Annotated in this window: 14 protein-coding genes; 8 read left to right on the top strand and 6 right to left on the bottom strand. The window is 60.5% G+C overall.

The window, feature by feature from the left end:
* Nucleotides 1–205: 205 nt before the first annotated feature.
* The 4 genes from ACN0X0_RS14465 to ACN0X0_RS14450 all read right to left on the bottom strand — a co-directional run bounded on the left by ACN0X0_RS14465 (nt 206) and on the right by ACN0X0_RS14450 (nt 3173).
* Nucleotides 206–628, bottom strand: a complete 423-nt coding sequence (locus tag ACN0X0_RS14465; protein ID WP_417279719.1) for a GtrA family protein — start codon at nt 626–628, stop codon at nt 206–208.
* Nucleotides 625–2049: a UbiA family prenyltransferase gene (locus tag ACN0X0_RS14460; protein WP_417279718.1), complete on the bottom strand. Its 1425-nt coding sequence runs from the start codon at nt 2047–2049 to the stop codon at nt 625–627. The genes ACN0X0_RS14465 and ACN0X0_RS14460 overlap by 4 nt, the downstream gene beginning before the upstream one ends.
* Nucleotides 2050–2171: 122 nt before the next feature.
* Nucleotides 2172–2294, bottom strand: a complete 123-nt coding sequence (locus ACN0X0_RS14455) for a hypothetical protein (protein WP_417279717.1) — start codon at nt 2292–2294, stop codon at nt 2172–2174.
* Between the two features lie 18 nt (nt 2295–2312).
* The gene (locus ACN0X0_RS14450) at nt 2313–3173 is read right to left on the bottom strand and encodes a DMT family transporter (protein WP_417279716.1); all 861 of its coding nucleotides are present in this window, start codon (nt 3171–3173) and stop codon (nt 2313–2315) included.
* 142 nt (nt 3174–3315) lie between these two features.
* Between ACN0X0_RS14450 and ACN0X0_RS14445 the strand changes: the two genes are divergently transcribed.
* Nucleotides 3316–4701, top strand: a complete 1386-nt coding sequence (locus tag ACN0X0_RS14445; protein WP_417279715.1) for a PLP-dependent aminotransferase family protein — start codon at nt 3316–3318, stop codon at nt 4699–4701.
* A gap of 2 nt (nt 4702–4703) precedes the next feature.
* Here the strand turns inward: ACN0X0_RS14445 and ACN0X0_RS14440 are convergent, their stop codons facing one another.
* Nucleotides 4704–7178: a heavy metal translocating P-type ATPase gene (locus tag ACN0X0_RS14440; protein WP_417279714.1), complete on the bottom strand. Its 2475-nt coding sequence runs from the start codon at nt 7176–7178 to the stop codon at nt 4704–4706.
* 271 nt (nt 7179–7449) lie between these two features.
* Between ACN0X0_RS14440 and ACN0X0_RS14435 the strand changes: the two genes are divergently transcribed.
* The 3 genes from ACN0X0_RS14435 to ACN0X0_RS14425 are packed head-to-tail and all read left to right on the top strand — an operon-like array spanning nt 7450 to nt 8783.
* Nucleotides 7450–7851 (top strand): MerR family DNA-binding protein, encoded by a 402-nt coding sequence (locus ACN0X0_RS14435; RefSeq protein WP_417279713.1) that lies wholly within the window; start codon nt 7450–7452, stop codon nt 7849–7851.
* Nucleotides 7852–7903: 52 nt separating this feature from the next.
* Entirely contained in the window at nt 7904–8281 is a 378-nt protein-coding gene (locus ACN0X0_RS14430) for a hypothetical protein (protein WP_417262866.1), read from the top strand.
* Nucleotides 8282–8330: 49 nt separating this feature from the next.
* The gene (locus ACN0X0_RS14425; protein ID WP_417279712.1) at nt 8331–8783 is read left to right on the top strand and encodes a c-type cytochrome; all 453 of its coding nucleotides are present in this window, start codon (nt 8331–8333) and stop codon (nt 8781–8783) included.
* Nucleotides 8784–9033: 250 nt separating this feature from the next.
* Here ACN0X0_RS14425 and ACN0X0_RS14420 read toward each other — a convergent pair whose 3' ends face one another.
* On the bottom strand, nt 9034–9840 hold the full coding sequence (locus ACN0X0_RS14420) for an IclR family transcriptional regulator (RefSeq protein WP_417262864.1): 807 nt from the start codon (nt 9838–9840) through the stop codon (nt 9034–9036).
* Between ACN0X0_RS14420 and ACN0X0_RS14415 the strand changes: the two genes are divergently transcribed.
* The 4 genes from ACN0X0_RS14415 to ACN0X0_RS14400 all read left to right on the top strand — a co-directional run bounded on the left by ACN0X0_RS14415 (nt 9839) and on the right by ACN0X0_RS14400 (nt 13326).
* Nucleotides 9839–10174, top strand: coding sequence for a carboxymuconolactone decarboxylase family protein (locus tag ACN0X0_RS14415; RefSeq protein ID WP_226554372.1), 336 nt, complete (start codon nt 9839–9841; stop codon nt 10172–10174). The two genes, ACN0X0_RS14420 and ACN0X0_RS14415, sit on opposite strands and share 2 nt — an antisense overlap.
* A 41-nt stretch (nt 10175–10215) precedes the next feature.
* Nucleotides 10216–11583 carry an adenylosuccinate lyase gene (gene purB, locus ACN0X0_RS14410; RefSeq protein ID WP_417279711.1) on the top strand — a complete coding sequence of 456 codons (1368 nt, stop codon included), beginning with the start codon at nt 10216–10218 and terminating at the stop codon, nt 11581–11583.
* A gap of 213 nt (nt 11584–11796) precedes the next feature.
* The gene (locus ACN0X0_RS14405) at nt 11797–12765 is read left to right on the top strand and encodes a tripartite tricarboxylate transporter substrate binding protein (protein WP_226554374.1); all 969 of its coding nucleotides are present in this window, start codon (nt 11797–11799) and stop codon (nt 12763–12765) included.
* A 99-nt stretch (nt 12766–12864) separates the two neighbouring features.
* Entirely contained in the window at nt 12865–13326 is a 462-nt protein-coding gene (locus ACN0X0_RS14400; RefSeq protein ID WP_417262861.1) for a tripartite tricarboxylate transporter TctB family protein, read from the top strand.
* The last annotated feature ends 9 nt before the right edge of the window (nt 13327–13335 follow it).

Genomic DNA, 13335 nt, shown 5'->3' with positions numbered 1-13335 from the left:
TTTTTTCCCAAAACCCTCTTTGGCTCATGATGATTTATTCATCACATCTAAAACGCGATCGCCCCCACGGCGTCGCTCAGCGGCATATTTTTGCGGGAAATGACAGTGAGTTTGGCGACGTCAGGGAGATTTGGCGGCACGGAAACGCTGGCGCGCCTTTTACCCAAACGGCACAGGAACAAACCCGCGCGCTGAAATGAAAAGCTCAGCTCAGGCCTGTTTGAAACACGAACCGGCGGTCCAGATGGAATTTGACGACATAGCCGATGGCCAATCCCAGGATTGCACCGACCTCGCGCGCCATGGTGCTGTGCCAAATCGCCCAAGCGCCCGCTTCCATGCCCCAGAAAATCGCCGTCGTGATCAACCCCATCGCCGTGTAGAGGCCAAATTTGCGGCCATGCGCCCGCGCCCCGGTCTCGACGTCGAAAAAGATCCAGCGCTTGTCGAGGAGATACTTCACCACAAGCCCGATCCCGGTGCCGAGGATCATTGCGAAGAACAACCCCTTGGGCCAGATGCCCAACACCATGCGTTGCGCACCGAGATTGGCAAGCGTCGCCAAAATGGCGAACCCGGCATAGCGCAGCACCAGCGCAGAGGTCGACAGATGCGCAAGCGTCGTCACAGCGCGGCGCCCGCAAATCCAGCGCCGAGGATGAGCGCGAAACAGATGAGGCTGACCCGATCCTTGGCGGCGTAGAGCACCGGATCGTCGTTCATCTTGCCACGATGCGTGGTCATCACCATGCGACTCAGCCAATAGAACAGCACAAGACAAGCGCCCCAAAGATAGCCGGGCTGACTGTAAAGCTGTGCGACTTGTGGCGAGCTGATATAGAGCGCCATGACCAGCACAGACACATAGCCAGAGGCCAGCGCCATCATCGCAACGATGGGCACGTCATCGACATGATAGCCGCGACCATGGGCTTTGAGCTTGCCGGATTTCAGGCCATCGACGAGTTCGGCCTGACGTTTGACGGCTGCAAGCGAGAAGAAGAAAAAGATCGAAAAGGCCAGAAGCCAGACCGACATCGGGATCGCGGAACTGGTGCCGCCCGCGAGAATGCGGATGGTGTACAGCCCGGCCAGCGCAAAGATGTCGACCACGAGCTGGCGTTTGAGGCGCAAAGAATAGGCCATGGTCAGGATATAATAGACCACCATGACCTTGAGAAACGGCAGGCCCAGCCAGATCGCCGGGATCAGCCCCGCAAGCAAAAGCGAGACGGCCATGACCGTGCCGCGCGCGATGGGGATCGTCCCCGCCGCAAAGGGGCGCAGGCGCTTGCGCGGATGCGCCCGGTCGCCTTTCAGGTCCAGCAAATCATTGAGAACATAGACAGAAGAGGCGATCAAACTGAACGAGGCAAAGGCAATGAGCGCTCTGAGAAAGATCAACAGGCTCAACTCATGCGCGGCCAGCATCGGAAAGAAAATCAGGATGTTTTTCAGCCATTGATGCGGGCGAATGGCTTTGAAATAGGGGGCAAGATCCCGCGCGGGGCGGTCGATATGCTCGATCGGGCCATCGCAGGTCACCTTGGCTTTCAGCTCCGGTTTGGCGTTCACGGTGATCGCACCGCCTGCCTTGGACCAGATCGCCAAATCCGCCTCGTGATCGCCCATATAGGTGAACCCGCCCGCGCCGTAGCGCGCCACCAAAGTGTCGGCCTTGGCCGGGCCTTTCAGGTTTGCCGCGCCATCCGAACCGATCACATCGTCGAACAGACCGAGATGGGCGGCGATCTGATCGGCAAGCGCCTGATCCGTCGCGGTGACAAGCGCGGTGCGCCCGCCGCTCGCGCGCCAGTCCTTCACCCGCGCCAGAACCCGGTCGTCATAGGGCAAAGTGGTGACATCGACACTGGAATTCTGCGCCAAAATCCGTTTGAGCGCGGCCTTGCCCTTGGACAGGGTCAGAGCGGCCCGAAACGGCAGTTTCCAATCGCCCGCAAAGCCGGACCAGAAACTTTCATACAGCATATCGGACCGAAGCAAGGTGCCGTCGAGATCGACGACGAGGGTTTGAGAGTCCTGTTTCAAAACAACTTTCCGATCAGCCACACCACGTGGCCAGAGACTGCAAGCGGCACATCGGGGTGTCAATGGCGAAGCGTCCTCAGACGCGTATTGGCCATGCCGCTGTGACCTTCATGTCCGCGCCGTCACCGCCCAAAATCCTCCCGTGAACGCGCCGGTGTGGTGCGGTACATCTGCATCACATGGGCGGGGTCTGTGCCGGTGCCAAAACTGCTGATCCGCAGCACCCAGAGAAGAATATGGAACATGGCCTTTTCCTCACACTGTCAGGCAAAACGCTTTGCGCCCGCGACGCAAAGCACGGTGATCGCGGTGCAGGCGACCATCTGCCACGCGATAGGTTCGCGCAGCAAAAGCGCCGCCAGAAGAAGGCCGAAGAACGGTTGCAGAAGCTGCAATTGTCCGACCTGAGAGATGCCGCCAAGCGCCAGCCCGCGATACCAGAACACGAAGCCCAGCATCATGCTGAACAGGGCGACATAACCGAGGCTGATCCAGCCGGGGGCCGAAATCGTGCTGAAGGTCGCCGGCCATGTGAGCAGGCTGAGCGCAGCCATCACCGGCAGCGCGATCAAAAGCGCCCAGGAGATCACCTGCCAGCCACCCAAGCGCCGCGACAGGGTGGCGCCTTCGGCATAGCCCAAGCCACAGACGACAATCGCGGCCAGCATCAAAAGATCGCCTTTTGAAGCACCGGCCTCGCTCTGCATAAAGGCAAAGCCCGAGACGGTCGCCGCGCCTAGGAGCGAAAAGACCCAGAAAGCGGCTTTGGGCCGCTCGCCGCCCCGGATCACGCCGAAGATCGCGGTGGCGAGGGGAAGCAGGCCGATAAAGACGATGGACCGCGCCGCGGTGATGGATTGCAACGCCAGCGCCGTCAAAAGCGGAAAGCCGATGACGACGCCCAAAGCAACGATCCCGAGGGGCATCAGATCACGTTGGTCGGGACGGCTTTGGCGCAGGGCCAAAAGGCACAAGAGACCCAAAACGGCGGCGATCACGGCGCGGGCGGATGTCAGGAACAGCGGCGCGAAATCCGTCACCGCCACGCGGGTTGCGGGCAACGACCCGCTGAAGATGAGAACGCCAAGGAATCCGCTGCCCCAGCCTGTCAGTTTGTGATCCATGTGTGTGCCGTCGGTCTTTTTCGTGATTTTCTTCTGGGTATGCGCGGGAGGCCGATGTAGACAGAGACAATCCCGTACAATTCCACAGAACTGTATGGTTGCTATGAGCGGTACAGTTGCGCAAATCAGACGGAGGCTTTGAATGGCAGGCACGAAGACGGATCATCTGATGCAGGTTCTGCGCGACAGGATTGCCACGCGCACGCTGGGGCCGGGAGATCGGATGCCGTCGATCCGGCGCTTTGCCGAACAGATGCATGTGTCGCCCTCGACCGTGGTCGAGGCCTATGACCGGCTCGCCGCCGAAGGGGTGATCAGCGCGAAACGTGGCTCTGGCTTTTATGTCTCGAACAGCAACCTGCCGCCGATGAAACTCGCGCAGGCGCGCTCGCCCCAGGCGCGCAATGTCGATCCGTTCTGGGTGTCGCGCCAGTCGCTCGATGCGCGTCCCGGCGCGATCCAGCCCGGGTGCGGCTGGTTGCCGGAGGACTGGATGCCAGAGGAGGCCCTGCGCAAGGGCTTGCGCGCGGTGGCGAAAAGCGAGGCGGCGATCCTGACCAATTACGCCTCTGCGCGCGGGTCTATGGTGTTGCGGCGCAGCCTGCTTGGGCGGTTTGCGGAGGAAAATCTGAACGCCACCGCCGAACACCTCATGCTGACCGCCTCGGCGTCACAGGCGATGGATTTGATCTGCCGACTGCTGTTGCGGCCCGGCGATACGGTGCTGGTCGACGATCCGGGGTATTTCAATTTTCGGGCGCTGTTGCGGGCGCATCAGGTCAACATCATTGGCATTCCCTACACGCCGCAGGGGCCGGATCTGGCGGTATTCGAGGCCGCATTGGCACAGGCGCCCCGGCTCTACCTGACCAATTCCGCATTGCACAATCCAACGGGCGCCACGATGTCGCCACAGGTCGCGCATCAGCTTTTGTCGCTGGCCACGGCGCATGAGTTGACCATCGTCGAAGACGACACATTCGTCGATCTCGAACCGGAGCCCTCGCCCCGGCTGGCCGTGCTCGACGGGCTCAACCGGGTGCTCAGGATCGGCGGGTTTTCCAAGACGCTCTCGGCCTCGGTGCGCTGCGGCTATATCGCCGGGCGGACCGATTGGATCGAGGCGCTGGTCGATCTACAGGTCGCAACGAGTTTTGGTGGGCCAAGCCCGGTGGCGACCGAGTTGCTGGCCCATGTGCTCACGGGGGGCATCTACCGCAAACATCTCGCCGAATTGCACCGCCGTCTGGCGGGGGCGCGCAAAACGGTGGTCGCAAAGCTTGCGCCTTTGAGAATTACGCCCTGGGTTCTGCCGCGTGGCGGGTTCTACCTCTGGTGCCGCTTCCCCGAAGGCTGTGACACGGGTGTGATTGCCCAACGGGCGATGGCGGAGAATGTGGTGCTGGCCCCCGGCAACGTGTTCAGCCCCTCGCAAATGGCGACGCGTTTCATGCGGTTCAACGTGACGCAAATGCGCAATCCACGGGTCTATGAGGTTCTGGAGAGGGCCATGCCTGAGCCGGAATGACATCACAATTTGATCCCTTTCAGACGCAACGCGTTCAAGATGACCGACACCGAGCTAAAACTCATCGCCAGCGCCGCAATCACCGGTGAAAGCAAAAGGCCGAAGGCCGGGTAGAGGATGCCCGCCGCAATCGGCACACCGGCCGTGTTGTAGGCAAAGGCAAAAAACAGGTTCTGCCGAATGTTGCGCATCACGGCTTCGGCCAGACGGCGGGCTCTGAGAATGCCTGTCAGATCGCCTTTCACAAGTGTCAGCCCCGCGCTTTCCACTGCGACATCCGCGCCGGTGCCCATGGCGATGCCGACATCGGCGGCGGCCAGCGCAGGCGCATCATTGACGCCATCCCCCGCCATCGCCACCCGCGCGCCGGAGGTGCGCAGCTCTTCGACCAGCGCGGCCTTGCCTTCGGGCGAGACCTCCGCGCGCACCTCGTCGATGCCCAATTGTTTCGCCACCGCCTCTGCCGTGCGTTTGCTGTCGCCGGTCGCCATGACGATGCGCAGCCCTTCTGCGTGCAGGGCCTTGATGGCTTCGGGCGTCGTCTCCTTGATCCGGTCGGCCACGGCAAGGATGCCGACGACTGCGCCGTCTTTCGCGAGATACATGGCGGTTTTGCCCTCGGATTGCAGACGTTCCAGATCTTTGCTCAGAACACCCGGCTCTGCGCCTTGGTCCTGCATCAGTGCTGCGTTGCCCAAGGCGACCTGTGCGCCGTCAATCATGGCGGTCACACCCTTGCCGGTGATTGCCTCAAAGCCGGTCGCTTCACGTTTGGGCGCCTCTTTCGTGCCCTCGAGGATGGCCTCGGCAAGAGGATGTTCCGAGCCACGCTCAAGGGCGGCGGCGTAGGATTTCAGTTCCTCTTCCGAAATGTCTTTCGCGATCACATCGGTGAGCGAGGGTTTGCCCTCCGTGAGCGTGCCGGTTTTGTCCACGATCAACGTGTCGACCTTGGCAAAACGTTCAAGCGCTTCGGCATCGCGGATCAGCACCCCTGCCTGCGCGCCGCGCCCGGTGCCGACCATGATCGACATCGGCGTCGCGAGACCCAGAGCACAGGGACAGGCGATGATGAGGACAGAAACGGCCGCGACCGTCGCATAGCCAAGCGCCGGACTTGGCCCAACCATGAGCCAGACGAGGAAGGCGACGATGGCGGTGACGACGACAGCGGGCACAAAGTAGAGGGATACGCGGTCCGCGAGGCCTTGGATCGGAGCACGGGAGCGCTGGGCCTGAGCGACCATGGCGACGATGCGGGACAGCGTCGTTTCTGATCCGACCGCCTGTGCCTCCATGACGAAAGAGCCGGATTTGTTGAGCGTGCCGCCGGTGACGGCATCGCCTTGCGCCTTTTTCACGGGCACGGGTTCGCCGGTGATCATGCTTTCATCGACGGAGGAGCTTCCCTCGACGATTTCACCATCCACAGGAATGCTCTCCCCCGGACGCACGCGCAGACGATCCCCGGTTTGCACCTCATCGAGCGGCACGTCTTTTTCCACATCTTTTCCCCCGTCCTTCGTGACAAGCCGCGCGGTTTTCGGGGCCAAATCCATCAACGCCCGGATCGCATCTCCGGTGCGTTCCCGTGCGGTCAGCTCCATCAACTGGCCGATAAGAACCAGCACCAGAATGACTGCGGAGGCTTCGAAATAGACCGGCGGCAAACCATGGTCACTGAGCATGTCCGAGGGAAACACCGAGGGCGCCAAGAGCCCGACGAGCGAAAACAGATAGGCCGCAAGCGTGCCAAGCGCGATCAGGGTCCACATATTGGGAGACCGGTTCACCACGGATTTCCAGCCGCGCATAAAGAAGGGACGCGCAAACCACAGAACTGGCGTGGTCAGAGCAAACTGAAGCCAGAGAAACGGTTTATGACCGATCCACTCGGCAAAGGGCAGTCCGACATGGCTGCCCATTTCCAACAGGAACACGGCAGCGGCGAGCGGGGCCATGATCTTGAACCGACGTTTGAAATCAATCAGCTCCGGGTTCGGCCCGCTGTCCGCAGAAGGCGTCATCGGCTCCAAGGCCATGCCGCATTTCGGGCAGTCGCCGGGATGATCCTCGACAATTTCCGGATGCATCGGGCAGGTGTATTGCGTGCCCTCCGGCATGGCTTTCGCCTTTGGACGCGCACCGAGATAGTGCTCCGGGCTTGTTTCGAATTTCTCCTGACAGCCGGCGGAGCAGAAATAAAACCGCTCCCCATCGTGTTTGGTCATATGCGCCGCACTGGCGCGATCCACCGACATGCCGCAGACCGGATCGGTCGCAGTGATATAGGCCTCAGGCGTGGCCGCGAATTTGTCGCGGCAGCCGCCGGAGCAGAAATGATAGCTGTGACCGCCATGTTCGAGATGCGGTTTGCCTGCCGTCGGATCGACGGTCATGCCACACACCGGATCGCGGATCACATCAGATGCGGCATGGTGGTGATGGTCGTGCGAAGGATGGTGCTGCGCTGTCATGGTTCACTCCTGATCGTGTCGGTTTCTGACCTCGCCGTCTCAGATAGGGCCTCCAGCGACTGGAGGGTCAAGGGGGCATATGTGGATTTTATCTGACCGTCTCGGATGGCGGAAAATCCCTAGCTCCTCAAATGAATCTGGCGCCATGCGATGTGATTTCAAATGTGCCGCGCTCTGTGCCTGTTACCGCAGCTTGATTTCAGACCTCACTTCGACGTGACTTTACCCTCCAGCTGATGGAGGGTTTATAAGGCACTCAAAGGAGATTGCGATGAACATCGGACATGCTTCGGCCGAAACCGGTCTGCCCGTCAAAACGATCCGTTATTACGAAGACATCGGCCTCGTCTCTGCGGACCGGGCCGCGAATGGCTATCGCGATTTCGATGCGCCTCAGATTGCCCGGTTGCGGTTGCTGGCGCAGGCGCGATTGATGGGGTTTTCGCTCGAAGAGTGCCGCGCTTTGTTGGCCCTTGAGGCAGACCCCACGCGACATAGCCGCGATGTGCGGGACCTGGCTGAGCAAAACCTTGTCTCTGTCCGCGAGAAAATCGCCAACCTTCAGGCCTTGGAAGCGCGCCTCACCGATTTGATTTCGAAATGTCATGGCGATGAGGCCCCCGATTGTGCGATTCTGGATGGGCTGAGCACCTCGGCTTCAGCCGCGCGTTGACCAAGCGCGTGCCTCACGCCATGATCGACATCGAAAGCCACGGAGACCCTGTTTGCCCCGCCTCGTCACCCTCTTTCTGATCGGGTTTCTGACCCTCTTCTCTGCGCCCCGCGCAGGGATGGTGCATGATATGTCCGAGGCTAAGATGACGGGCGCGACACAAACCGTCGCGACGGCCGCGCAACATGGCGTACATCATCATGAGATGTGCCCCGACTGCACCCACACCACCTCTGGTGCGGCACCCATGGATAGCCCCTGCCCGCATGGGGCGATCTGTGTGCTGTTCACCCCGGGGCTGAGCCTCGACTATGCGGTGAGCCGTGTTCTCCAACCGGTTGGGTTCCCGCCCGTCCCCACCGCAAAGATCATGGCGCGGGCGCCGACGATGGATCTTCCGCCGCCCCGTATCGGGGTCTCCCTCGCCTGAGCCCTTTCTTTTGACGCGTCTCTGCGTCTTGATCCGATACGGAAACATCATGAACAAATTCATCCTGCCCCTGGCCGGTGCCGCCGTAGTGGCGCTTGCGGCCTATGCCCTTTTCAAACCCGAACCGATGCCCGCGCCCGCGCCTGAGCCGCTCGCCTCCTCCTCGCGCCCGACCGAAGGCGCTCCGATTGTCGCCGTCACGCTTCCGGAGGCGCTCTCCGCCAATGCGCAAATCGGCAAACGCGCCTTCGACGGCGTCTGCGCCGCCTGCCATGGGGAGAACGCCGCAGGCAAAGAGGGGTTCGGTCCGCCCTTGGTGCATAAAATCTATGAGCCGTCGCACCACGGAGATATGTCCTTCCTGATGGCCGCAGAGCGCGGCGTGCAGGCGCACCACTGGCGGTTTGGCGACATGCCTCCGCAAGAGGGCGTCACACCCGGCGACGTGAAAGCGATCATTGCCTATGTCCGCGCGTTGCAGCGCGCCAATGGGATCAACTGAGATGACCGGTTTCTTGACGCCCCGTCGTCAGGTCCCTGGCGGAACGGTCGCCAGGGTCTAATCCCAAAACTGCCCCAGATCGCATATGAGATGGAGTAGATCGTGACCTCGGCTTGGCGCGGCGACACTTAGGATCGCCGCGACATTCCCCCTCATTTGAAGAGGGAGAGAGACTAAGTGCCACGCATTGCCAACAGACGACGCAGAAAGCCTCTCCAGAAGAGGCCTCCTAGCTGACAATCTGGCCGTTTCACCTGTCGCCGGTGTCCAACATCACTTCAAATCCAGCCATCGCCATCTCGGCATGCGCAACTTCACGGAATGAAATCAACGTCTCGTTATCGAGATCGACCGCCATGCCGGTGATGGCAATCGCCCCCAAGAACGAGCCATCGCTTTCGAACAATGGGAAAGCGATCGACGCAAAGTGTTTATTGCGCTCCCCACGCGAGATGTAATAACCGCGCGCTTTCGTGGCGGCATATGCGGGCGTCTCGGGTTCGGTGTAAGCGAACAAAAGCTGCGCCGCCGCACCGCCTTCGTCCAGTGACACACTGCCGCCGACATCGATGAAATACCGAAAATCCTGATAGGCATGGTCGCGCGCCAGACAGGTGCGTTCATTGCCTGAACGGATGAAGAAAGAGGTCGTCTGTTCGACCCGCGCACTGATCCGCGCGATGGGCGGTTCGATGCGGGACATGAGATTCGAGGTCGCCTTGAAAATGGAAGACAGCCGGAGATTCGCGGGCCCCGGCGAATAAGCGCCGTCTCCGTTCTTCTCCAGAAAGCCCCATTGCACCAAAACTTTCAGCAGCCGTAGCGCGGTCGCCTTGTCGAGACCCGAGAGTTCCGCAAGCTCTCGTAACTGAAGCCTTTTTCTTCCCATAGAGAAGAGCGACAGCAGGAGCAAACCGCGATCCAGAACGCCTGAGGGTGGCTTGGTGTCTGTCATGAATGTGACCTCCATTTTCACGAGAGCGTTGACAGGAAAAAACCTCGCTGTTTTACTGAGTAATACATGTTTCATTGAGTGAAACAAGGAGGAGGAACGCATGACGACAGAATTTTATTCTGCAGACGATGCAAAACATCGGATGGAGATGGCGAAACTGGCGCCCAAAGACTTTGACGCCTGGATGACGCTGAACAAGATCCCCGGGGAGGACAACGGCGCGATCCCACCGCGCACCCGCGAGATCGTGGCGGTGGCCGTGGCGCATGCCACAGGGTGCCCCTACTGCATCCAATCGCACGTCCAGAAAGCCAAAGCCGCAGGTGTGACCAAGGCCGAAGTGGCCGAGGCCGTTTTGCTGTCGGCCGCGCTCTGTGCCGGTGCGGCGGCGGCCCATGGTGGCCTCGCGATGAAATTCTACGGCGACGACCTCTGATCCCCCGATCGCCACACGATACTGACTTGAAAGGATAACGGATGAGCGTATCCGTCTTTGACATGCAAACCATGTGTCACCTCTGGAGCACTCCGGAGATGCGCGACGTGTTTTGCGAAAACACCCGCCTGCAAAAATGGCTCGACTTCGAACGCGCCCTTGCCGAAACGCAGGCCGAGCTTGGCCTCATTCCCGCAGAAGCCGCGACAGAGATCGCAGCCGCCTGCGACATCTCCAAAATCGATCTGGTCGCGACCGCCGAGGAAACCCGCCGGATCAAGCACACGCTGGTCCCGCTTCTGCGTCAGGTTCAAAAACAACTGAGCCCGACGGCGTCCGAAAACCTGCATTACGGCGCCACGACACAGGACGTGGTGGACACCGGGCTGATCCTGCAACTCAAGGACGCTCATGCCATCGTCACCCGCGATCTGGCCGTCATCGGCCGCGAATTGGTGCGTCTTGCGGGCGAACATCGCGACACGGTGATGGTCGGCCGGACGCATGGCGTTCAGGCGCTGCCGATCACCTTTGGGCATAAATGCGCGATCTGGCTCGATGAGCTGTCGCGTCACGCCGAACGTCTGAGCCAGGCGGAAAGCCGTCTGTTTGTCGTCATGCTCGTCGGCGCCGTCGGCAGCCAGGCCAGCTACGGCGCGCGTGTTGCAGAGATCGAGTCCGGTGTGGCCAAACGCCTCGGCCTTGCCGCCACGGACATCAGCTGGGCGCCCTCGCGCGACCGAATCGCGGAATACACCACGCTTCTCGCGATGATCGCCGCCACGCTGAGCAAGATCGGCAACGAATTGTTCAACATGCAGCGCAACGAGTTCGCAGAAGTTGAAGAAGGCTTCACCGAAGGGAAACTCGGCTCGTCCACCATGCCGCACAAACGCAACCCGACCGCTGCGGAAAATGTTGCCATGCTGTCGCGTTCCGTGCGCTACTCTGCCTCGATGATGCTGGAAGCCATGGTGCAGGAACATGAGCGGGACGGCATTGCCTGGAAATCCGAATGGAAAGCCGTGCCGGAAACGCTTTTGGTCAGCGGTGCGATCCTGTTCCAGGCTGGCGCGCTTCTGAAAGGTCTGCGCATCGACAAGGACGCCATGAAGCGCAATGTCGAGATGATGCAGGGCTATCTTCTGTCGGAAAAAGTCATGCTCGAACTTGGCAATAAAGTCGGCAAGAACACCGCGCATGAATGGCTCTACGAGGCCTCGATGAGCGGCATCGAAAAAGGTCTGAGCTTTGCCGAAGCGCTGCGGGCGCACGAACATATCTCCGATACGTTCAGCGATGACAGCGTGTCCGAACTGACCCGCCCGGAGGCCTATCTGGGCGCTATCGGAGACAGCATCGACCGCGTTCTGACACGTGAAAAAGACGCGGCCTGGCTCGCGGCCTGATCAGGAATTTTCGATGCGCGATTGGAGGAATCGCGCATCGGGATACCGGCTAAGCATACGCGTGACAGGCGTTCTGCGCGGCCGGAAATTCGAGAACGATGATCCAAGAAACGTTCTCAATTAGAAACGCAAGAGTGAAACTAAAGTGTTAATAATGCTTGGTTTTTTCGGGATTTAATTCCCGCACTCGTGTCATGACTGGGAGGAACAAACATGCATGCACATACACTGAAAACCGGCGCGGTCGCGCTCCTTGCCCTCACCATCGCCGCCCCTGCGATGGCATTCCCGGACAAGCCGATCGAATTGGTTGTCCCCTTTAGCCCCGGCGGCGGCTCCGACGTCTCCGCACGCGTCTTTGCGCAATGCATCGAACAGCAGATCGGCGAAAAGGTTCTGGTGAAAAACATCACCGGCGCGCGCGGCAAAATCGCCGAAGTCGAGGTGCGCGACGCCCATGCCGATGGCTATAAACTGCTCTGGGCACACCAAGGCATGGACATGGGCCTCGCCACCGGGCGTTCGGATTACAACTACACCGCCTTTGCCCCCGTCGCGACGACCGTGGCGATGAACTATGGCATCTTTGCCGGCGCCAAAAGCGGCATCGACAGCGTCGAGAAACTGAAGGCGGAAGTGTCGGCCAATCCCGGCAATTACACCATCGGCACGGCGCTGAACGGGTTTTCGCATTTTGCCGCTCTGGACTTTCTCGATCAGGCGGGGGTGAGCAACGATGACGTGCGCACCATTCCGATGTCGGGCGACAAAACGCGGATCGTGGCCGCCATTCAGGGCAACCTCACCCTCGTTCCGACCGCCGTCGGCGCGGCGGCTCCCTATGTCGACTCGGGTGATCTGACCTCTGTCGCCGTGCTCTCGAAGGACCGTGATCCGCGTCTGGGCGAAGCGCTCACCAGCATGGAACAAGGTGCAGACAGCACCTTCCCGATGTATTTCACGACCTTCGCTCCCAAGGACACGCCCGCAGAGGTGGTGACCACTCTGGCAGAGGCCTGGATGGCTGCCGCCAACGATCCCGACTGCCAGGCGCAGCTTCAGAAACAGTCCATGACGGTCGATGCCGCAAGCGGCAGCGAACTCGATGACATTCTCGCCCAGCGCTACCAGCGGATCGAGGAACTCGCCGACAAGTTCAACCTGACCGAAGTCGACGGCTGAACGACTTGATTGCCGCGCCTTCGGGACGCGCAATCGAACGGGCCCGCCTTTTGGCTTTCCGGCGGGCCCGCCCTTCCTCACTTTCGAAAAGGTGGCGCGATGCGTACCACAGACCTTCTTTTCTCGGCGGTCTATCTCTGTGTCATGCTGATCGGCTTCACGCAGATCGGCAATCTGACGGAATTCAGTGCCTCAGGCATAACCTCCGCGAAATTCTATCCGCAACTGGTTCTGGGCCTTGGCCTGTTGACCGGTGTGATCGAAACCGCCCGGACCCTGATGTCCAATATCTATGCCGAGCAACCGGATTTCGCGACCACATGGCGTGGCGCGTTTCGCCCGCGTCGCCTGCTGCTTTTGGGGCTCTTCGTTGTCTATCTCCTGAGCATGAAACCCGTCGGCTTCATGGTGTCCACGGCGGCCTTCTGCTTTATCACCACGGTTTTGCTGGCGCCGGTGCGCAACCCCAAACTCGCCGTCGTCGCAGGTCTGGTCACGCTGGGTACGCTCGCGCTGATCTACCTCCTGCTTGTCGTCTATCTCCAAGCTTTCTTGCCCTGAGGACCCGAT

Source organism: Celeribacter sp. (assembly GCF_048270365.1).
GTDB lineage: Bacteria > Pseudomonadota > Alphaproteobacteria > Rhodobacterales > Rhodobacteraceae > Celeribacter.
The sequence above is the reverse complement of the archived record's forward strand: the minus strand, read 5'-3'. Positions and strand labels throughout refer to the sequence as shown.